The organism is Paracoccus ferrooxidans, from assembly GCF_029909815.1.
Taxonomy (GTDB): domain Bacteria; phylum Pseudomonadota; class Alphaproteobacteria; order Rhodobacterales; family Rhodobacteraceae; genus Paracoccus; species Paracoccus versutus.
Genome location: NZ_CP038201.1, coordinates 174,763 through 193,745, shown reverse-complemented (window position 1 = coordinate 193,745; position 18,983 = coordinate 174,763). Strand labels below are relative to the sequence as shown.

Annotated in this window: 20 protein-coding genes; 6 read left to right on the top strand and 14 right to left on the bottom strand. The window is 69.0% G+C overall.

Annotated elements, in window-relative coordinates; all coding sequences use genetic code 11:
• Window positions 1-59: 59 nt before the first annotated feature.
• The 9 genes from E3U26_RS13960 to E3U26_RS13920 all read right to left on the bottom strand — a co-directional run bounded on the left by E3U26_RS13960 (window position 60) and on the right by E3U26_RS13920 (window position 10,993).
• Window positions 60-1,082 (bottom strand): FAD-binding oxidoreductase, encoded by a 1,023-nt coding sequence (locus E3U26_RS13960; protein ID WP_499106223.1) that lies wholly within the window; start codon window positions 1,080-1,082, stop codon window positions 60-62.
• 11 nt (window positions 1,083-1,093) lie between these two features.
• Window positions 1,094-2,326 (bottom strand): aromatic ring-hydroxylating oxygenase subunit alpha, encoded by a 1,233-nt coding sequence (locus tag E3U26_RS13955; protein ID WP_499106222.1) that lies wholly within the window; start codon window positions 2,324-2,326, stop codon window positions 1,094-1,096.
• Between the two features lie 471 nt (window positions 2,327-2,797).
• Window positions 2,798-3,013: an ATP-binding protein gene (locus tag E3U26_RS13950; RefSeq protein ID WP_499106221.1), complete on the bottom strand. Its 216-nt coding sequence runs from the start codon at window positions 3,011-3,013 to the stop codon at window positions 2,798-2,800.
• 99 nt (window positions 3,014-3,112) lie between these two features.
• Entirely contained in the window at window positions 3,113-3,655 is a 543-nt protein-coding gene (locus E3U26_RS13945) for a flavin reductase family protein (RefSeq protein WP_499106370.1), read from the bottom strand.
• A 393-nt stretch (window positions 3,656-4,048) separates the two neighbouring features.
• The gene (locus E3U26_RS13940; RefSeq protein ID WP_499106220.1) at window positions 4,049-5,158 is read right to left on the bottom strand and encodes a cytochrome P450; all 1,110 of its coding nucleotides are present in this window, start codon (window positions 5,156-5,158) and stop codon (window positions 4,049-4,051) included.
• Window positions 5,159-5,653: 495 nt separating this feature from the next.
• On the bottom strand, window positions 5,654-6,526 hold the full coding sequence (locus E3U26_RS13935) for a DMT family transporter (protein WP_499106219.1): 873 nt from the start codon (window positions 6,524-6,526) through the stop codon (window positions 5,654-5,656).
• A gap of 283 nt (window positions 6,527-6,809) precedes the next feature.
• Window positions 6,810-8,639: an SLC13 family permease gene (locus E3U26_RS13930; RefSeq protein ID WP_499106218.1), complete on the bottom strand. Its 1,830-nt coding sequence runs from the start codon at window positions 8,637-8,639 to the stop codon at window positions 6,810-6,812.
• 300 nt (window positions 8,640-8,939) lie between these two features.
• On the bottom strand, window positions 8,940-9,560 hold the full coding sequence (locus E3U26_RS13925; protein WP_499106217.1) for a TetR/AcrR family transcriptional regulator: 621 nt from the start codon (window positions 9,558-9,560) through the stop codon (window positions 8,940-8,942).
• Window positions 9,545-10,993, bottom strand: coding sequence for an amidase (locus tag E3U26_RS13920; RefSeq protein ID WP_499106216.1), 1,449 nt, complete (start codon window positions 10,991-10,993; stop codon window positions 9,545-9,547). The genes E3U26_RS13925 and E3U26_RS13920 overlap by 16 nt, the downstream gene beginning before the upstream one ends.
• Before the next feature lie 190 nt (window positions 10,994-11,183).
• Here E3U26_RS13920 and E3U26_RS13915 point away from each other — a divergent pair, with 190 nt between their 5' ends.
• Window positions 11,184-11,516 carry a hypothetical protein gene (locus E3U26_RS13915; protein ID WP_499106215.1) on the top strand — a complete coding sequence of 111 codons (333 nt, stop codon included), beginning with the start codon at window positions 11,184-11,186 and terminating at the stop codon, window positions 11,514-11,516.
• A gap of 11 nt (window positions 11,517-11,527) precedes the next feature.
• Window positions 11,528-11,779, top strand: a complete 252-nt coding sequence (locus E3U26_RS13910) for a hypothetical protein (RefSeq protein ID WP_499106214.1) — start codon at window positions 11,528-11,530, stop codon at window positions 11,777-11,779.
• Between the two features lie 253 nt (window positions 11,780-12,032).
• Here E3U26_RS13910 and E3U26_RS13905 read toward each other — a convergent pair whose 3' ends face one another.
• The 4 genes from E3U26_RS13905 to E3U26_RS13890 are packed head-to-tail and all read right to left on the bottom strand — an operon-like array spanning window position 12,033 to window position 12,749.
• Window positions 12,033-12,176, bottom strand: a complete 144-nt coding sequence (locus E3U26_RS13905) for a hypothetical protein (protein WP_157034052.1) — start codon at window positions 12,174-12,176, stop codon at window positions 12,033-12,035.
• The gene (locus E3U26_RS13900) at window positions 12,163-12,381 is read right to left on the bottom strand and encodes a hypothetical protein (protein WP_139293939.1); all 219 of its coding nucleotides are present in this window, start codon (window positions 12,379-12,381) and stop codon (window positions 12,163-12,165) included. The genes E3U26_RS13905 and E3U26_RS13900 overlap by 14 nt, the downstream gene beginning before the upstream one ends.
• A gap of 9 nt (window positions 12,382-12,390) precedes the next feature.
• Window positions 12,391-12,534, bottom strand: a complete 144-nt coding sequence (locus tag E3U26_RS13895; protein WP_157034051.1) for a hypothetical protein — start codon at window positions 12,532-12,534, stop codon at window positions 12,391-12,393.
• Window positions 12,535-12,539: 5 nt separating this feature from the next.
• Window positions 12,540-12,749, bottom strand: coding sequence for a hypothetical protein (locus tag E3U26_RS13890; RefSeq protein ID WP_072461833.1), 210 nt, complete (start codon window positions 12,747-12,749; stop codon window positions 12,540-12,542).
• Window positions 12,750-12,885: 136 nt separating this feature from the next.
• Here E3U26_RS13890 and E3U26_RS13885 point away from each other — a divergent pair, with 136 nt between their 5' ends.
• Window positions 12,886-14,535 (top strand): ATP-binding response regulator, encoded by a 1,650-nt coding sequence (locus E3U26_RS13885; protein ID WP_449043913.1) that lies wholly within the window; start codon window positions 12,886-12,888, stop codon window positions 14,533-14,535.
• Window positions 14,536-14,538: 3 nt separating this feature from the next.
• Here E3U26_RS13885 and E3U26_RS13880 read toward each other — a convergent pair whose 3' ends face one another.
• Entirely contained in the window at window positions 14,539-15,186 is a 648-nt protein-coding gene (locus tag E3U26_RS13880) for a transcriptional regulator (RefSeq protein ID WP_499106213.1), read from the bottom strand.
• Window positions 15,187-15,321: 135 nt separating this feature from the next.
• Here E3U26_RS13880 and E3U26_RS13875 point away from each other — a divergent pair, with 135 nt between their 5' ends.
• The 3 genes from E3U26_RS13875 to E3U26_RS13865 are packed head-to-tail and all read left to right on the top strand — an operon-like array spanning window position 15,322 to window position 18,970.
• Window positions 15,322-15,516, top strand: a complete 195-nt coding sequence (locus tag E3U26_RS13875; RefSeq protein WP_072461831.1) for a hypothetical protein — start codon at window positions 15,322-15,324, stop codon at window positions 15,514-15,516.
• 53 nt (window positions 15,517-15,569) lie between these two features.
• Window positions 15,570-16,835 (top strand): HlyD family secretion protein, encoded by a 1,266-nt coding sequence (locus tag E3U26_RS13870; RefSeq protein WP_083539071.1) that lies wholly within the window; start codon window positions 15,570-15,572, stop codon window positions 16,833-16,835.
• Window positions 16,832-18,970: a peptidase domain-containing ABC transporter gene (locus E3U26_RS13865; RefSeq protein ID WP_499106212.1), complete on the top strand. Its 2,139-nt coding sequence runs from the start codon at window positions 16,832-16,834 to the stop codon at window positions 18,968-18,970. Before E3U26_RS13870 ends, E3U26_RS13865 begins: the two co-directional genes overlap by 4 nt.
• Window positions 18,971-18,983: the final 13 nt, after the last annotated feature.

Sequence of the window (18,983 nt, the reverse complement as noted above, 5' to 3'; positions counted from 1 at the left end):
GCCCGGCCGACAGCAGGTTTCCGCCCGGAAGGGAAAGGAATCCGACCGTGATCCGGGTGTCAGGCCAGCTTGATCTCGACATCCGACGCCGCGCGGGTCGAGCAGGCCAGCACATAGCCCTCGGCCGCCTCTTCCGGCGTCAGCCCGCCGTTCGGCCGGCTGTCGACCCGGCCCGAGACGATCCGCACCATGCAGGTGCCGCACATGCCTGCGCCGCAGCCGCAGGGAATGACGACTCCCTGGCGCAGGCTGGCCTGCAGAAGCGTCTCGTCCGGGCGGATGCCGATCACCCGGCCGTTCACGGTCAGGCCGAAACCGGGGCCATCCGCGGCGGCGGTGGCCATGGGCGGCGGGGCCAAGTCGGCACCGCCGAAGCTTTCGGTGTGGAACTGCGCTCGCGCGCCGCCCTCGGCGGCATGGATCAGCCGGACCTCCTGCATGAAGCCCTGCGGGCCGCAGCAGAACACCTCGCGTCGCCCCAGGTCGGGGATGGCGGCGGCCAGCCGCGCCCGGTTGATTCGTCCGCGATAGCCGAACCAGCCGGGGGCGGCCTGGCTGACGCTGACCGCCACCGCCAGGTTGGGCATCCGGCCCTGCATCTCGGCCAGTTCGCGGGCAAAGAGCACCTCGGCCGGATCGCGGGCGGCGTGGAACCACGCCAGATCGGCCTCGGGATCGGTTTGCGCCAGATGCCGCAGCATCGCCATCATCGGCGTGGCCCCCGACCCGCCCGAGACGAAGGCCAGCCGGTCGTTGCCGCGCAGCCCCAGGGTGAAGGCGCCGCGCGGAGGGCGGGCCTGGATACCCCTGCCCTCGCGCAGGTTCCCGTGCAGCCAGCGGGTCGCGCCGCCCGGCGCCTGCGCCTTGATCGTCAGTTCAAGATCGCCCCCCGCGCCGCCCGAGATGGTGAAGCTGCGCCAGACCGGACCCCCCGGCAAGGGCACCTTCAGCGCCAGCGCCTGGCCGGGCACGAAACCCACCGGGCCGTCGCCTGCGCGCAGGCGGAAGGTCTTGACGGTGGGCGTCTCGTCGCGGACGGCGATGCAGGACAGCGACAGCAGGGCCGCTGAAGGGGCTTGCATGTCCATGCGCCTTACTCCGCCGCGATCCGCGCCTGCGGGCCGCCGGTGAAATCACCCATCTTGCCCGCATACCATTCCGAGAAATTGTTCAGCATGAACTCGGAAGGCGCATAGGGTCCGGGCCGGTAGGCGCGCGACAGGATTCCGCGATGGTTGTTCTCGGCCAGCACGCGATCCTCGTCGTTGGTGGCCAGCCAGACCTCGGTCAGGCGCCGAAGGTCGTAGTCCACGCCCTCGACCGCATCCTCGTGGACCAGCCATGTCGTGCGCACCTCGGTCCGGTTCGCCGACAGCGGCAGCACCCGGAAATGCAGGATGTGGTCGGACAGGAAATGGTTCCAGTTGTTCGGCACCCGGAACATGCGGACCGAGCCCAGGTCGGGTTCGGTAAAATCGGCCAGAAGCTTGTTGCACGCGGGCTTGCCGTCCATGGTGAAGGACAGGCAACCCTCGTTGAAGGGCAGGCGGATGCAGCGGAACTCGACGCCGCCCTCGGCCGGCTTGTGCGGCAGCCCCAGCCCGTCCCAACGCGCGGCCGAGCGGTCCATCAGCCCCTGGAATTGCGCCTTGACCAGCGGATCGTCGGGCAGGGCGAATTCGACCAGCGTCACCAGCAGTTCGGGATGGTTGCCCGCGCAGTGATAGCATTCGCGGTTGTTCTCGATCACCAGCTTCCAGTTCGCTTCCTCGACGATGGTCGAGGTGAAGGCGACCTTGGTGCGGTCGGGCATGTGCGGGGCGATATAGGGCGTGACCCCGGCACGGAAGCGCGCCAGCGAGGGCGGCTCGTCGGCAAGGCAGATATAGACCATGCCGCAGATCACCTCGACATGGACCGGGACGAGGCCGTGGGCCGCCCTGTCGAAACCCTCGGGTATCTGGCGGGCGTTGATCAGGCTGCCGTCCAGCTCGTAGACCCATTGGTGATAGGGGCAGACCAGGCGGTTCGCGCGCCCCCTCTCCTTCTGGCAGATCAGCGAGCCGCGATGGCGGCAGCTGTTGTGAAAGGCCGCGATCCCGCCCTCGCGGTCGCGCAGCACGACGACGGGATTGTCGCCGACCTTCAGCGTCAGATAGTCGCCGGGGCGCGGAATCTCGACCACGTTGCAGGCAAAGATCCAGTCGGTTTCGAACACCGCCTGCATGTCGGCGCGAAAGATCTCGTCGTCGACATAAAAGTCGCGGGGCAAGGAATGGCCGGGCCGGCGCTGGTCGAGCAAACCCGCTATCCGTTCTTTCAGCATTCTCGGCAACCTCTTGAGAAACCTTCCGATGGGGACGCATTTCGGCATTCGCGGGCATCCTGTCCCGCGCCCTTGTTCCGGCGCAGCAGCAATGCGACATCGGCCATCAGCTTTCCGACGAGCCACGAAAAGGGGTTCCTGCCGCGGCTGGAAGGGGAAGGATGGAATGCCCGCCGGCGGGTTGCAGCTTGCGCCCTGCATGACCAGCCCGCATGGGCGCCAAGGGCAATCGCCGAAACGGAACATGGCCGCCCCCGAACGGGGATGGGGCCGCTCCGTCGCATGGCTTGATCCGCCCCCGGCCTAATGAGGATGGCGAGATCCGCAGCAATGTCCCCAGCGCGATCACGAACAAGCCCGCGGATTGGTCCTGATCCGCTTGTCGTCGCAGCCGGGGTCGGGAAGCGTCGCGGCAACCGGCAGGGCCGGTCGGCATCATGCTTTGGGTCCATCGTGCCCGGCAGCGTGGGCTCAGCCTGTCGCGCCGGGGGCGAAGGTAATGCGAAACCGGGTTGGTTGGCGAGAGCACAGCATGATGCCCGCACGGTGGGCGGCAAGCAGGTTGCGCACCACCGCAAGACCCATACCGGTGCCGCCCGAGGCGCGGCGGGTGGTGAAGAACGGCTCGAAGATCCGCGCCTCGTTGCCCGCCGAAATGCCGCGCCCATCGTCCATGACGTCAAGCACGATCTGGCCCTGAGGCGTGACACCGAACTCGCCTTGGCAAGCCTTCCCGGATACCGAGCTTTGATACACCCTCGGCCGCCGGTCTCCGCAAGGTTCCGTCTATATCCCCTCGGGCAGTTTCGACCGCATCGCCTTCCTTCGGTCGAGCCTGTCTCCGTCGACGACGAAGGTGCCGTCGCCCACCGCATGCAGGGTCCGCGTTTCCTGACGGTCGCCGTCGAACCAGGCCGCCAGCCCGTCCAGCACGACGATGCCGTGCCGCTCGATTATATCGACCACGCGGCATTCGATATTGGCAAGGCAGTCGCCGATCAGCGGTGCGCGGACATGGCGGGCGGGCAGGCGCGCCAGGCCGAACCGCTGGAACTTGTCCACCTCGGCGCCCGAGCAGGTGCCGATGCCGATCACCGTGTCGATCATGTCCGGCGTCGGGATGGCGATCACGCATTCCCCGGTCTCGCTGAGCGCGGTCCAGGAATGGTTCCATGGCCCGGTGGTGATGGCGAAACGCGGGGTGAAATCCATCACCATGGTCCAGGTGATGGTCATCACGTTGTCCCTTGCGCCGTCATGCGTGGTGACCAGCGTCACCGGCCCCGGCTCGATCAGGGTGAAGGCGCGGCTCAGCGGCAGTTCCTTCATGATGCTTTCCTTTCCTGTTTCGCCCATCCGCCTCCCCTTCGATCCGGCGGGCTGGTTCGCCATCCATGACAGGGATCGACGCCCAACCCCAGCGCGCCGGTCCGGGCCGTGGCAGGGACCGCCTCTCCCCGGCCAGCGGCGCACCGATCCGGCTCGGGACCAGAGGGACCATGCTGCGGTGCCGTCGTCATCGGCGCTTCTGTCGCGAGTCTTCTTCCTCACTCTGGCACGGCCGATGCGGGCTGCCAATCGCAGCATCGGCCGCAGCCCCCGCGGCGAAAGTCGGGAACTCGGGCAAGGTGCGGCCCGCTGCAAACGAGGCGCGATCTGCATCGCCCCAGGAAAGGGCCATGAGTGGGCTGCAGCATTCATGGACCGACCCGCCCGCGGCGATCAGCCCTCGAAACGGATGCCGAGGGCGGGCAGAGAGTCCTGCGCAAACGGCGACCAGCGCGCTGGCGGGGTGCCGGCCTCGGGGGCGAATGCCTCGAGGACGCCGAGCAGCTGCACCAAGGTCGCCCGGATGATCGCGTGGCCCAGGCAGGCATGCTGCCCCGTGCCGAACATCAGCGGGCGCGCGCCCTGGCGGTCGGGGTCGAACCTTTCTGGCGCCGGAAATGCCAGCGGATCGTGATTGCCCGCGGCCCAGACCATCGACAGGACGGTCCCGGCCTGCATCGCCAGATCGCCCAAGGCAATCCTGCCCGTCGTCAGCCGCATGGTCATGGGGGTGGAGCTGGCCAGGCGCAGGCATTCGTTGGCGCATTGCGCCGTCGCCGTCACTTGGCGCCGATGCGCAAAGGCCACCCGCAGCGCCGCGTCCAGGCCGGTGGCGGCCGACTCGATGGCGTCGAAGGCCATGCCCGCGATCAGGTCGGCGGCCAGCCCGTCGCCCAGCCGGTCCCGCAGGTTCCGCGAAAAGGGCGTCCCGCCCTCCAGCGCCGCCAGCGACAGGTCCCGCACCCTGCCGGCGGCCGCTTCGGCCAGATGGGCCTTGGCCGGATCGGGCGAAAGGGACAGGACATGGGCCATGTCCCGCACCGCATCCTCCAGCTGCAGGGCCGCCGTCGCGTCAAGCCCGATGATGTCGCCCCAGACCCGGCGCACGACCGGCGCGATCAACCCGGCCCTGAGGTCGATCCGGGCCGGGCCGGAGGGCAGCGCCCGCCGCACCGCTTCGCGCGCGATCCCGGCCAGCGGCACGGTATTGAAGGCGGCGATCAGCGCGGCCCGCTGGGTCCGGTGGGCATCGCCGGATTTGGTGAAAAGCGCCCGGTCGAGCAGCGACAGCAGCGCGGGCGTATCCGCCATCGCGGCGGGATCGGGCGCCATGCCGTCGGCCAGCGGATTGCGGGCGAGGCTGACCAGTTCCTGGTGGCCCAGGATGGCATAGCCTCCCCATGGCGCGACCTGGATACGCCCGCCCGTGGCGAAATCGTCGCGGAAGGCCTCGGCGGCGGAAGCCCAGCCATCGGGGGTGTCGAAGGTGTGGAAGGTTTTCATGATGTCAGTCCAGCAAGTGCAAAAGGACACCCCGCCGGCAGGCAGAGGTGGCGAAACCGGAAACCGGATCCTTAGCGCTTGCGGATCGACTGATGCATGAAACTGTCCTTTCGCCCCGGAAAATAGGGCCCTGGCCCTGTCCGGGCAAGAGGCAGGGCAATACCATCCGGCATTTGCGTGAATGCCAGCCGACCATCCTTCGACCAATGCCGCAGGCGGTAAACCCGATGCCGAAGGGCTTCCTGCCGCGCTGCCCCGGCTTCCACCTCGCAGAAGCATGACACCAGAACGGCGGCGTTCTTTGATCCGGCGGCGGGGCCGCTTCCAATGAAGCGTTTATCCTCTAGCGCCGATACGGAAGCATCCTTGCGGCAAGCACCGGCGACCGCTTTGCGCAGATCCGCGCCGGACCCGCCCCTGGCTGGGCGCGCAGGCAACGGGCCGGCCGAACCTCCTGCGATGATGCGCAGAGCTGATGGCGGACCGTCGCGGTCGTCACGATGCCGACAACAGGATCACGCCCGCGATCAGCACGCCGCAACCAGCCAGCCGCCACGGGCCGACCGCCTCTCGCAGGATCAGCATCCCCATCAGCGCGCCGACCATCATCGACATTTCACGCATCGGCGCGACAAGGCTGAGCGGTGCGCCACCCGTCAGCGCGGCAAGCACCAGAATATAGGACAGCGGCGACAGCAGCCCCACGCCCAAGGCGGTCCACCAATGGCCCCGCATCGCCGCCATGGCACGGCGAGGGTTGGCAAGCACCAGCGGCAGCAGCAGGAAGAACCGCAGCAGGTTCGAGAACCAGTCGAGCACCACCGGCGCGATGCCGAGGGCTTTCACCGCATAGGCATCGACCACGGTATAGCTGGCGATCAGCCCACCCGTCGCCGTGCCCCATCGAACCCCGGCCTGCCCGCCGGGGCGGGTGAAGGCGGCCAGCCTTCCCTGGGTGGCGATCAGCAGGATGCCGAGAACGACAAGGACCAGCCCGACCAAGCCCGTGCCGGTCGGGCTTTCCCCCAGGATCAGGAATGCGCCGATCGAGGACAGCATCGGCCCGGTCCCCCGCGCCACCGGATAGACCACCGACAGGTCCGCCACCCTGTAGCCGCGCTGCAGGCACAGGCTGTAGGCCAGATGGATCAGCCCGCTGAGCAGGAGAAAGCCGATGCCTTCCCTGGTCCAGTCGACGCCGCCCTGCGCCAGCAGCCAGATCACCCATGGCGCATAGGCGACGCAGGCGACCAGGTTATAGGCAAAGACGAACACCGGCCCGACCGAGGCGGCACGTTTGGCCAGCAGGTTCCAGCTGGCATGGATGAAGGATGCAAGAACGACAAGAAGCAGCGAGGCAAGCGTCATTGAGACCCCCTTTGCGCCATCGGCGCGGTTGATCTCGACGTCTCCTCCCCTGGGCTTTTGTCCCTTGGGTGCAGCCGGGGAACTTCCCCGGTCTCTGCAACGCTCGGTCCAGCGGCAGATCGCCCGGAACCCTAGTTGCCACTCGGTCGATGCCGGGAATTCTAACCATTGTCGGGCAGAGGCATCAAGAGCCGACCGGCAGCTTCGCCCCGCAAAGCCGCCGTGGCGGCGCGGATTTCGCGGCGGCTTTCGTCCTTGCGAGATCCGGCGGGCCGCTTCCCGTTCATCCCGGATGGAAGGGGAAGATCACCGGCACCAGCCCGATCGCGACGATCAGGACGATGGCGACCAGCGGCAAACCGATCCGGGTGAAATCCCAGAACCCGTAGCCGCCCGGACCTACGACCAGGGTATTGACCGGCGAAGACACCGGCGTCAGGAAGGCGGCCGATGCCGCCAGCGCCACGGTCATCGCGAAAGGATGGGGCGACACCCCAAGGTCGGACGCCAGGGCCAGCGCGACCGGCCCCATCAACACCGCCGTCGCCGTGTTCGAGATGAACAGGCCCAGCGCCGTCGTGGTCACGAAGATCAATGCCAGCGCGGCGCGGGGCGTCGAATCCCCGACCATGGCGCGCAGCGCCTCGGCTGCCAGCTCGATGCCGCCTGTCTTCTGAAGCGCCAGCGAGAAGGGCAACATGCCGATGATCAGCACGAGGCTCTGCCAATGGATCGAACGATAGGCCGAGGCCATGTCGACACAGCCGAAAAGCCCCATCAGCAGACAGCCGATCAGCGCCGCCAGCACATTGGGAACCATGCCGGTAATCATCATCATGACGACCAGGGCAAGGATGGCGACGGCGGGAACGGCCCGGAAAGGCGCCTCCAGCAGCTCATCGATCTCTTCCGGCAGGGCCAGAACGACCAGATCCCGGCCCTGATGGACCTGCCGGATCCGGCTCCAGGGACCGACCGACAGCAGCACGTCGCCGCCGCGCAGCACGGTCCGCGCATCGACATCCCGGATCGGCCGGTTGTCGCGGCGCAGGCCGACGACGGCAAGGCCGTGGACCGACCGGAACCGCGACTGCGCGATGCTTCTGCCGACAAGCGGCGAATCGGGCGGCACGATCAGCTCGGCCATGCCGATCTCTTGCGCGTGGTCGGTGAAGTAGCGCCCCGAAATGGGCAGGCGCCGCAACCCATGGCTGGTGCAGAAAGCCTCGATATCCGTGCCTTCGCCGAACACGTCCAGGAACAGGGCGTCCTCGGCCTGCAATACGGTGTCGGCGCGCGGCTGGATCAGCCGTCGGCCATAGGCGGTCGACCGCTCGATCCCCAGGATGTTGATCCCCGCCGTCCCGCGCAGATCGAGCTGGTCGAGCCGCTTGCCGACCAGCCCCGACAGGGCCGACAGCTGCAGGCGGAACTCGCGCCCGGCCAGGCCGTAGCTGGCGATCCAGTCGGCAAGCCTCGGCCGCCGATTGACGCTGGCCGGGCTGTCGGTCGCCAGCCAGCGGCGGGCGATCAGCATGTAGCCGATCCCCAGCAGCAGGATCGGCAGCCCGAATGGCGTGAAGTCGAAAAAGCCGAAGCCCCGATACCCCTCGCGCCTGAGCAGGCTGTCGAGCACCAGGTTCGGGGCCGTGGCGACCAGCGTCATCATGCCGCTGATCAGCGCCGCCGCGCTCAGCGGCATCATCAGCCGCCCCGGCGCCGCGCCGATCTTCGCCGCGATCCGCAGCACGATGGGGATGAAGATCGCGACCACGCCGGCCGAGCTCATGAAGGCGCCGATCCCGGCAACGGCCGCCATCAGCAGCACGATCAGCCGCATCTCGGACGCGCCGGCACGGCGCACCAGAAGATCGCCGGTGCGCTGCGCGACGCCCGTGCGCACAAGCGCCTCGCCCAGGACGAAAAGCGCGGCGATCAGGATGACATTGGGGTCGCTGAAACCGGCCAGCGCCTCGTCGAGGGTGATGATGCCGGTCAGCGGCAAGGCCACCAGCGCCAGGATCGCGACCACGTCCATGCGCGGCCGGTTGAGGGCGAACATCGCAATCGCCGCAGCCAGCAGCACCAGCACAATCAGCAGTTCCGTCGCCATCTTCCCGCCTCTCGAACATGCATCGTTTCCGGCCGCCTTGCCACGTCCTGCATCATGGGGCCGGGTCGAACTTCGTCAGCAAGACCCGGCGGCGTCAAGCTGCCCGCCAGGAACGAGCCCGCCGCTTCCGTCTTGAGGCCGACCAGGATTGCCCCGCCACCAGCCCCGGATCGCATTCGCATGTCCGCTCGGGGAACGCTGCTTCGCAATATGAGGACGATCATTCCGGCGGGCGTGGGCCGCTTTGCCCGCCCGGCCGGCCCTTCGCCAGCGCGCGGCCCCAGCCATTTGCCGGTGGCATCACGGTGGGCCTGGCTCCCGGCTTCCCTCGACCAGCAGGGCCTGGAGCCCGGCCAGCTGGAAGCGCCAGAAATGGCGGATCGCCTCGCCGATGTCCTCGGGCCGCTCGTATTCCCGCAGGATGGCGGAGATCGTGTCGAGCGTGGCCGAAAAGATCCGGCGCAGCACGAAGGCCAGCGCCGGATCGTCCCCGCGCGGAAAGCGCAGCATGGCGCGGGTCGCCATCTCCTCGAACATCCGCTCGCGCATGGTCTCGTAGCGGGTGCCCTGGGCATTGCTCATCAGGATCGCCACCGCATGGCGATGGCTGGCCCAGAACGCCAGCAACTCGGCCGCCGCCGCCGACCCGTCGGCGGTCAGCAAGGTCCAGGCCTCGCCCTGCTCGAACCCCGCCAGGCGGGCGCGCAGCAGGTCCATGTGGCGGGCGGCCAGTTCCGGCGGGACGACTTGCAGGAACAGCGCCTCCTTGTCCGGCGCGTATTTGTAAAGGTTGCTGGCCGTCGTTCCCGCCTGCCGGGCGATGTCGGCAAGCCGCGCGGCCGCGAAGCCGCGGGCGGCGAATTCCGATCCCGCCGCCTGGAGGATCCGTGCCCGCAGGTCCTCCTTCAGGACTTGCGCCATGCCAGCCTCCGCGACAGGGCCTGCAACTGCGGCAGCCACGGCGCGACCCGTTCAAGCTGGAAGGCAAGGCGAAAGAGCAGCGCGTCATCGCCCGCCCGCGCGCTGAAATGGCTGCCGACCGGCAGGCCGGACGGGCCGACATGCAGCGGCACCGACATCGCCGGGCAGCCGGCCAGCGATGCCGGGGCGGTATATCCCGCGCTGCGCTCGAAATGGGCGCGCAGCACCTCGTTGGCAGTGCCGGGGGCGAATGCGCCAAGCGGGAAGGCGGTGAAGGGAATGGTCGGCGACAGCAGCAGATCGACCCCATCGAGGCCGTCCGTCAGCGCCGCGCCGGATGCGGCGATCACCTGCATCGCCTCGCCGATGCGCGGCGGGGCCAAGCCGCGCCCGTGATCGGCCAGCCAGCGCGTATAGGGTTCCAGCAGGCCGGCGGCGTCTTCGCGTCCCGGCGCCAGCATCTCGATCATGCCCGCCGTCGTCACCGCCATCAGGTCGAACATCGCCTGGCCCACAAGCGCGCGGTCCAGCCGCGGCCCCTCGACGGGAACGAGCCGGTGGCCGAGGGATTGGCCGAGCGCGACGGTCCGCTCCAGCCCGGCCAGCACCTCCGGCTCGGGCAGCTCGCCGAAACAGTCCCGCGCGAACCAGCCGATCCGCAGCCCGGCGGGCGGATCACCGGCCAGCGCCGATGCCTCGGGCAGCGGATCGGGCAGCCCCTGCGCCTCGGTCGCGCGCAGCCATGTGGCGCTGTCGCGGACCGTGCGGCTAAGGCAGTGATCGCTGAGGATGCCCGCCAGCGGCGCCTCGGGCGGGATGCCCGCGGGCCTGGTCCGCCCGCGCCCCGGCTTGAAGCCGAAGACGCCGCACAGCGCCGCCGGCCCGCGGATCGAGCCGCCGCCATCCGAGCCATGCGCCACCGGCACCATCCCCGCAGCCACCGCCGCAGCCGCGCCCCCCGACGAGCCGCCTGTCGAGCGCGACAGATCCCAGGGATTGCGCGTGGGCCCCGTGGCCAGCGGCTCGGTCGTGCCCAGCAGCCCGAATTCCGAGGTCGTGGTCTTGCCCAGCACGACCAGCCCGGCGGCCTCCAGCGCCTCGGTATAGGCCGAGCCCTGCGGCGCGACCTGTCCCGCCATCAGCCGCGAGCCGAGCCCGATGGGCAGGCCGGGCCAGGCCAGCAGATCCTTCAGCAGGGTCGGGACGCCATGGAAGGCACCACCCGGCGCCAGCGCCTCGACGCGCCGCCGGGCGGCATCGGCATCCAGCGAGGCCAGGGCGTTCAGCGCCGGGTTCAGCGCCTCGCATCGGGTGATCGCGGCCGTGAGCAGGTCCATCGGCGTCGCCGCGCCGGTGCTGACCATCTCGGCCTGGGCCGTCGCGTCCAGGTCGACCAGCGGCAGGTCGGTGGCGTCGGCTTGGTCGGCGTTCATACCCGCCTCCATAAGAGAATCGCGTATTCTCTTTTAACGTGAAATCCGCCCGCTGTCGACCTGCCCGGCAGATGCCATCGGCCGCGAACCGCCCAAGGCAGCATGCAAACCGCCGGGCGGTGTCGCCCAAGGCGCGGCCGTGATATGAACCCGACCCATGCGACTTTTTCGGAAGAAGAGGAGGAGGGCCATGCGCCTGACCGCACTTGGCTTCACGGCAATGATCGCGGCAGCCGGCTGCCCCCTGCCGGCCCAGGCCGAGGAAAAGCTTTTCGCCGAAGCGACCGAAAGCGACGAGCGGCTGAAGGAACTTCACCACGAGGCCGGCGATCTCTGCCTCAGGAACCCGAGCCGCGACGTCGAGGTCGTGGTGGCCTGCAAGGCGATGATCATCTACGGGCTGGCGCTGAACGAACGCGGCTGGTGCCATGGCCGCCAGGACGAGGCGAATGCCCAGAAGGACTGGCACATCTGCGAGAGCGGGTCCGACAGGTTCTCGCTCGATCACCTGACGGATTTCTAGCGAGGCGCGCCATGCTGAAAAAGATCGCGCTTCTCCTCGTCGGGCTGGTCGCGCTTGTGCCCGCATGTGGGCTGCTGGGCTATGCCATCGGCTATCTCATCGCGATGTTCGTCTTTTCCGCGACGCTGGAGCCTCATACCTACGAGCATGACCGCGACCTCTTCGCCGCCATCTACGGCATCATGTTCATCGGCGGTTTTCTCTATGCCGTCGCGGCCGGCTTCGCGATCTTCCGGTTCGTGCGCAGCTTTCGGAAGGGCTGATGGAACCGGCGCGGCCAGCTTCTGCGGATAATGGCGGCGGCGGGCGCCATAGTCGTCGAGCGTCATATCGCCGGGCATGATGCCGCGGCGCCACCGCGGCATCATGATGAACGCGCCGGCATCCCAGACCCCTCTGCCCCGCGCGGCCTTTCCCCGGCCTGGGGCATCCGCCTGGCTCAGCGGGATGCAGCTCGCCGGGGACCGCAGCACGCTGTCGGCGAAGGCCCCGGCCGGAACCGGGGCCGTCCTTTCGTCAATGCTGCGCCAGCGTGCCCTTGCGGGGTTCCGTGCAACCCTTGCCGTCCGGTCCCTCGGTCACGCCGCCCGCGACCAGCTTCAGCTGGTCGGGGTCGAGCGCCCGCGGGCCGGGGCGCGGCGCGGGGTCACTTCCAGACATAGCGCACCCCGATCCCCTGGGCCGACCTGTCGGTGGTGGAGCCAAAGGTCAGGCTCCAGCCATTGCCGAAGGAATGGGTGTAGTTTGGCCCCCTCGGTCCTTCCAGGTCGAACCCCGGAACCTGGCCATAGCCGAAGCCGCCGTCGCCGGACGCGCCGCTGCCGCCCGAGATCAGCCCCTGTTCGGTGTCATTCAGTTCGCGCATGGTCATGCCTCACTTTGCTTGGGTTTGCGGGATGCCGGGCAGCTTGACCGGCTTGATGCAGCCGCCCTCGGACCTGCCGCCCGCGACCAGCGCGGCCTCGTCGCCGCCGAGTTCGCGCCAGCCGGTGCGGGTGTTTGCGGTGTCACGCTCCATGGTGCTCACCAGCGGTAATAGGTGACCTGATACTGGCCGTTCCTGGTCGTCCCGATCGCCGCGCCGTCGGTCCAGACCGTGCCGCTGTAATTGCCGATCTCGAACGAGATGCCGCCGTCCCCGGACGAGCCGATGCTCCAGGCGCCGCCCACGGCATCGAGTTCGGCGGAAGTCAGCTCACGCAGATCCCGGCTCTGGTGTTGAACAGTGGTCATGGTGTCCTCTCCTGTCTTGACGGGGCATGTGCCCCCCATCAATCTTGGGGATCGGGCCGGATCAGGCATCTAGCTCAGATGGACTATCGGCCGGAACCTGCCCAGGCGCTGCCCGCGGCGCCGGACCGGAGACCGCATGAAGACAGCCTGGCTGCCCCATCCCGCCCATCCCGCAAGATCCGACGAGTTCTTTGCCGAAACCGAGCAGCGGCAAAGCAACGTCCGCCTGACCCTGGCGGGGATCGTCGCCCTTTATATCGGGCTGCTGATCGCGCTTGACGTGATCGGGCCGCCGCTCGAGGGCATCCTGCTGCTCGAGATGGTGCAGCTTTTCGCCATCGCGCTGTTCATCCACTGGTCGGCGCGGGCCAGGCCGGGGGTGCGCCACTGGCGGCGCGCCCTGGCGATGGCGCTGGACTACGGCAACACCGCCTTCCTGATCGGCGTGGCGGGACAGACCATGACGCCGGTCTTCGTGGTGCTGCTGTGGATCACCATCGGCTATGGCATCCGCTATGGCCGCCGCTACCTGCTGATCGCCATGGCGCTGTCGCAGCTCAGCGTGCTGGGCGTCGGGCTGTTCAGCCCGTATTGGCGCGAGCTGCCCTATTTCCTGATCACCGTGGCGCTGATGGCGCTGGTCGTCCCGGCCTATGCCCATACGCTGATCTCGGCGCTGCGCCGGGCCCATGACGAGGCTTTGCGCGCCGACCTGGCGAAATCGCGCTTCCTGGCCCAGGCCAGCCACGACCTGCGCCAGCCGATCCATGCCATCGGCCTGTTCACCTCTTGCCTGAAACGGTCGGGGCTGAACCAGGACCAGGCCAGGATGGTGGACAGCATCGACCGGGCGCTGAACGGGGTGTCGGCGCTGTTCCGCTCGCTCCTGGACGTGTCCACGCTGGACAGCGGGCGGATCGTGCCCAGGCCGCAGGTCGTGGCGCTGGGGCCGCTTTTGCGCGATGTGGCGGACCAGCACGGCGACGCCGCGCACAAGGCGGGGGTGACGCTGCGGGTCGTGGACAGTGGGCTGTCGGTGCGCACCGACCGGGCGATCCTGGCGGTGATGCTGGGCAATCTCGTGTCGAACGCGGTGAAATACGCGCCGGGGCGCAAGGTGGTGATCGGGTGCCGGCGGCGGGGCGGGCAGGTCTCGGTCCTGATCTGCGACAGCGGGCCGGGCATCGAGCCCGAGGAACAGGCCCGCATCTTCGAAGAGTTCTATCGCAGCCCCCGCCATCGCCGCACGCGCGAGGGGATCGGGCTGGGCCTGCCCATCGTCGTCAGGATGGCAAGGCTGCTGGGATTGCAGGTCGCGCTGGACTCGGTGCCCGGCCATGGCACGACGATCGAGATTTCCGGGCTGGAGCCGACGCAGGAGGTCGCGGCCGCGCCCGCCCCGGTGGCGGCGCCCGCCACGGCGCTGGCCGGGATGCGGATCCTGCTGGTCGAGGACCATGACGAGGTCCGGGGCGCCACCCGCCGCATCCTGGAAAGCTGGGGCTGCATCGTCGAGGACGAGGCATCGGCCCATGCCCTGCCGCGCGATTGCGACCTGATCCTGGCCGACCAGGATCTGGAGGACGGGACCGGCGGCGAATGCATCCAGCGCATCCGCGCGGCCCTGGGCCGGCCGGTCCCGGCGATCATCATGTCCGGCCACGACGCCGCGCATATCGCCGACGAGCTGCCGGACAAGTCGCTGCCGATCCTGCCGAAGCCCGTGCATCCCGCCAGGCTGCGCGCGGCGCTGATGGCGCAGAAATTCGCCGGCCCAGCGGCCTGACCCTCAGCTGCCGGGCAGGCCCGCCGCCGCGGCCCTGGCCGCCGCCGCCGCCCGCGTCTGCACGCCCAGCGCGCGCAGCACGCCCGAGACGTGGATGCGCACGGTAAAGGGCGAAATTCCCAGGTTGCGGGCGATTTCCTTGTTCGAGCAGCCGGCCGAGAGATGGCGAAGAACCTCGACCTGCCGCGGCGTCAGCCGGTCCAGGATCGACGGCTCGTCCGGCCCGACCTCGGGCCCGCAGCCGGCGGCGGCGGTGGCGATCACCGGCTCGCCCGCGCGGATGGCCTGGATCGCCTGCGCCATCGCCTCGGCCGGCAGCGACTTGCCGACGAACCCGTCCGCCCCGGCCTGCATCAGCCGCTGGATGGTGGCGCCGTCGTCCATCATCGAGACCATGATGATCGAGCTTGCCGGAAACTCCCGCCGCAGCAGGGAAAGCGACTGGCACGGCTCGAAGCCCGGAAAGACCAGGTCCAGGATGAAGGCGTCGGGGGCCGCGCCGTCGCGCGCGCGTTGCAGCACCTGCTCGAAACTGGCGGCCTCGGCGATGGCGACGGTCGGGTCGATGCCCAGGATGATCCGGCGCAGCCCGTCGCGAAAGACCGGATGGTCGTCCGCCAGAACGATGCGGTCCCGCGCGCTGTCCGGCATGCTCGGCCTCCCCCCCTTCATCCCCAGTCTAGCGCATCGGACGGGCGCCGACATAGCACATCCGCACTAATGACACCGGCGCCTTGCGCTGCGACCCTTGGGAACGCAACGCGGCCGATATGGGAGAGACCCGACATGACCCTGACCCTCATCCCCGACGACATGCTGGGGCGGATCGCCGGCGGCGGCCTCGACGGGGTTCCGCCGCCCGAACAGCGCCCGCGCCGGCCGATCGTGCCGCCGCCGCGGCCCTGGCCGCGCTTTCCCACCATGCCGGCCCCCGATCCTGGACCGGGGCCGATTCCGGGCCCGCTGCCGGTTCCGGCATGACAGGTGCCGCCCGCCCCAAGGCGCGGCGGCATCAACCAGCGGTGAACTGACGAATGGCACCCTTGTTCCGGCCGGAATCGCTGCATGCGCGCGCCCAGGCGTGGCTGGGGCGCCCGGTGGTGATCTCTCGCATCCCGATCGTCGCCTTTGCCCTGTTCTCGATTGCCTTCGTGGTTGCGATGGTGCTGTTCGTCACCTTTGCCGATTACACCCGCCGCGTCCGGGTCGGCGGGATGATCCTGCCGCAGGACGGGCTGACCCGCGTCACCGCCCCGCAATCGGGCTGGGTCACCGAGCTTCGCGTCGGCGAGGGCCAGCAGGTGCGGCGCGGCGACGTGCTCTACACGCTCAGCATCGACGTCACCACCGCGCTTGGCCCCACCCAGGACGCGGTGTCCGAGATCCTGGCCGGCAAGCGGGTCGAACTGACCCGGACGCTGGAACGGGACAGGCGGATGCGGGCGCTGGAGAAGCGGGCGATCCAGGCCCGGCTGGCCGACCTTCAGCGTGAAATCCCGCAGATCGACGAGCAGTTGCAATTGCTCGAGGCGACGGTGCGCGAGTTTTCCGGTTTCGCCGAGCGGCAGAAAGACCTGCTGGCGCGCGGGGTCGCCGTCTCGGCCGAATACGAACAGCGCCTGCGCGTGTTCTATGCCGAGCGCGCGCAGCTGCCCGCCTTGCGGCGCGAAAGGGTGCAGGCGGAAAGCCGGGTAAACGACCTGCAGGCCCAGATCGCCGCCTTCGACCTGCAATCCCAGGCGCAGGCGGCCGAGATCCGGCGCCAGATCCTCGACATCGACCAGCAGATCTCGGAAAGCGAGGCGAGGCGCGAGGTCGCCGTCACCGCCCCGCGCGACGGCACCGTGACCGGGATCATCACGCTGGCCGGGCAGACGGTGACGGCGGGGGCACCGCTTCTGACCATCGTGCCGCAGAACCGCCCGCTGGTCGCGCAGCTGCTGGCGCCGGGATCGGCCATCGGCTTCGTGCGCGAAGGCATGCCGGTCCTGCTGCGCTATCGGGCCTTCCCCTATCAGAAGTTCGGGCAATATCCGGGCGAGGTCACGGTGATCTCGCGCGCCAGCCTGGGCCCCGAGGGGCTGGGAGAGCTGCGCCGCGACAACCAGGACGCGCCGGTGCTTTACCGCGTCACCGTCCAGCCCAGGCTGCCGCATGTGAACGCCTATGGCCAGGCGCAGCCCTTGCAGGCCGGCATGGAGGTCGAGGCGCATCTGCTGGTCGAGACCCGGCCGCTGTATCAATGGATCCTCGAACCGCTCTACGGCTTGCGGGGCGCCGTTTCCGGCGGTGCGGGATGACGCAGGCCCTGCCCCAGCGGCTGAACGCGCGCCTTTTCGGGGCCACGCCGGTCATCCTGCAAAGCGAGGCGGCCGAATGCGGCCTGGCCTGCCTGGCCATGGTCGCCGGCCATCACGGCCACCGGATGGACCTGCCCGCGATCCGGCGGCGCTTCTCGGCCTCGATGAAGGGCACGACGCTGAAGGATCTGGCCGGCATCGGCGAGGCGCTGCACCTGGCGACCCGCGCCCTGCGGCTGGATCTGGAGGATCTGTCCCGGTTGCGCCTGCCCTGCGTGCTGCATTGGGACCACAACCATTTCGTGGTGCTGACCCGCGTCGGCGCGCGCGGCATCACCATCCACGATCCCGCCATCGGCCGGCGCAAGGTGCCGATGGCCGAGGTGTCGCGGAAATTCACCGGCATCGCGCTGGAGGCATGGCCGACCGACGGCTTCGCCCGGCGCGACGAGACGGTGCGGATCAGCATCCTGGACATGATCCGGCGCACGCGCGGCATCGGCGCCGCGGTGGCGCAGGTGCTGGCGGTTTCGCTGCTGCTGGAGATCACCGTGATCGCCATGCCCATCGGCTTCCAGCTGATCCTGGACGAGGTGGTGGTGGCGGCCGACCGCGACCTGCTGACCATCCTGGTCATCGCGCTGGCCTTCCTGCTGATATTACAGGTCGCGGCAAGCTTCGCGCGCAGCTGGATCACCCTGCTGACAGGCTCGGGCCTGGCCCTGCAATGGAAGGTGGGGCTGTTCGACCACCTGATGCGCCTGCCCCTGGCCTATTACGAAAAGCGCCATGTCGGCGACATCGTCTCGCGCTTCGGGTCCCTGGATTCGATCCAGCGCACCGTGACCGCATCGGCGGTGACGGCGCTGCTGGACGGGGTGATGTCGCTGGCGCTGATCGCGATGATGTGGCTCTATGGCGGCTGGCTCTTGTGGCTGGCGCTGCTGGGGGTGGGGCTTTACGCGGTCCTGCGCCTTTCGACCTGGGGCATCTATCGCCGCATGTCCGAAGAGGCCATCGTCCATGCCGCGCAGGAAAACACGCATTTCATGGAATCGGTGCGCGGGATCGGCAGCGTGAAGGTGCTGAACCTGGAATCGCGCCGCCAGGGCACCTGGATCAACCACCTGGTCGAGCGCCTGAACGCCGAGCTGCGGGTCCAGAAGTTCGACGTCTATTTCCGGTCGGGCGCGGCCTCGATCTTTGGCATCGACCGGCTGCTGATCATCTATTTCGGGGTGATGGCGATCATCGACTCGGCCATGACGGTCGGCATGTTCGTGGCCGTCCTGGCCTACAAGGACCAGTTCGCCGACCGCATCAACAGCTTCATCGACACCGTGCTGCAATTCCGCATGCTGGCGCTGCACGGCGAACGCATCGCCGACATCGCCATGGCCGAGCCCGAGGAAGAGGCGCGCCGCCCCCTTGCCGCCCCGCCCCCGTCGGCAAAGCCCGCCCGGCTCGAGATGCGCGAGGTGCGCTTTCGCTATGCCGACAACGACCCCGAGGTGCTGAAGGGCATCGGCCTGCGCATCGAGGCGGGCGAATGCGTCGGCATCGCCGGGCCCTCGGGCGCGGGCAAGACCACGCTGCTGAAGGTGCTGGCCGGGCTGGCCCGGCCCGGCTCGGGCCAGGTGCTGATCGACGGCGTTCCGCTGGACGCCATCGGCCTTGCGGCGTATCGCAGCCGCGTCGGCTGCGTGTTGCAGGAGGATCGGCTGTTCGCCGGCTCGATCATCGACAATATCACCGGCTTCGCGTCCCAGGTCTCGGCCGAGGATCTGGAGCGCGCCGCCGGCATGGCCGCCATCCATGACGAGATCCGCGCCATGCCGATGGGATACGAGACGCTGGTCGGCGACATGGGCAGCACGCTTTCGGGCGGGCAGAAGCAGCGCATCGTGCTGGCCCGCGCGCTCTATCGCCGGCCCTCGGTCCTGCTCATGGACGAGGCGACCAGCCACCTCGACAGCACCAACGAGGAAATCATCAACCTCGCCATCCGCCGGCTGGGCATGACGCGCATCGTCATCGCCCATCGCGAGACGACGCTGGCCATGACCGACCGGATCATCCGCATCGACGGCGGGATCGCGGCGGACGATCCCGAACGCCCCCTGGCGGCCGAGTGACCCGCCGCCCCCG

Coding starts and splice junctions, on each gene's coding strand:
- E3U26_RS13880 (WP_499106213.1), bottom strand. CDS start 15,186: ATGCCGGACAGCGCGCGGGACCGCATCGTTCTGGCGGACGACCATCCG.
- E3U26_RS13875 (WP_072461831.1), top strand. CDS start 15,322: ATGACCCTGACCCTCATCCCCGACGACATGCTGGGGCGGATCGCCGGC.
- E3U26_RS13865 (WP_499106212.1), top strand. CDS start 16,832: ATGACGCAGGCCCTGCCCCAGCGGCTGAACGCGCGCCTTTTCGGGGCC.
- E3U26_RS13930 (WP_499106218.1), bottom strand. CDS start 8,639: ATGGCGACGGAACTGCTGATTGTGCTGGTGCTGCTGGCTGCGGCGATT.
- E3U26_RS13940 (WP_499106220.1), bottom strand. CDS start 5,158: ATGAAAACCTTCCACACCTTCGACACCCCCGATGGCTGGGCTTCCGCC.
- E3U26_RS13885 (WP_449043913.1), top strand. CDS start 12,886: ATGAAGACAGCCTGGCTGCCCCATCCCGCCCATCCCGCAAGATCCGAC.
- E3U26_RS13910 (WP_499106214.1), top strand. CDS start 11,528: ATGCTGAAAAAGATCGCGCTTCTCCTCGTCGGGCTGGTCGCGCTTGTG.
- E3U26_RS13890 (WP_072461833.1), bottom strand. CDS start 12,749: ATGACCACTGTTCAACACCAGAGCCGGGATCTGCGTGAGCTGACTTCC.
- E3U26_RS13935 (WP_499106219.1), bottom strand. CDS start 6,526: ATGACGCTTGCCTCGCTGCTTCTTGTCGTTCTTGCATCCTTCATCCAT.
- E3U26_RS13900 (WP_139293939.1), bottom strand. CDS start 12,381: ATGCGCGAACTGAATGACACCGAACAGGGGCTGATCTCGGGCGGCAGC.
- E3U26_RS13905 (WP_157034052.1), bottom strand. CDS start 12,176: ATGTCTGGAAGTGACCCCGCGCCGCGCCCCGGCCCGCGGGCGCTCGAC.
- E3U26_RS13945 (WP_499106370.1), bottom strand. CDS start 3,655: ATGAAGGAACTGCCGCTGAGCCGCGCCTTCACCCTGATCGAGCCGGGG.
- E3U26_RS13920 (WP_499106216.1), bottom strand. CDS start 10,993: ATGAACGCCGACCAAGCCGACGCCACCGACCTGCCGCTGGTCGACCTG.
- E3U26_RS13870 (WP_083539071.1), top strand. CDS start 15,570: ATGGCACCCTTGTTCCGGCCGGAATCGCTGCATGCGCGCGCCCAGGCG.
- E3U26_RS13915 (WP_499106215.1), top strand. CDS start 11,184: ATGCGCCTGACCGCACTTGGCTTCACGGCAATGATCGCGGCAGCCGGC.
- E3U26_RS13960 (WP_499106223.1), bottom strand. CDS start 1,082: ATGCAAGCCCCTTCAGCGGCCCTGCTGTCGCTGTCCTGCATCGCCGTC.
- E3U26_RS13955 (WP_499106222.1), bottom strand. CDS start 2,326: ATGCTGAAAGAACGGATAGCGGGTTTGCTCGACCAGCGCCGGCCCGGC.
- E3U26_RS13895 (WP_157034051.1), bottom strand. CDS start 12,534: ATGGAGCGTGACACCGCAAACACCCGCACCGGCTGGCGCGAACTCGGC.
- E3U26_RS13925 (WP_499106217.1), bottom strand. CDS start 9,560: ATGGCGCAAGTCCTGAAGGAGGACCTGCGGGCACGGATCCTCCAGGCG.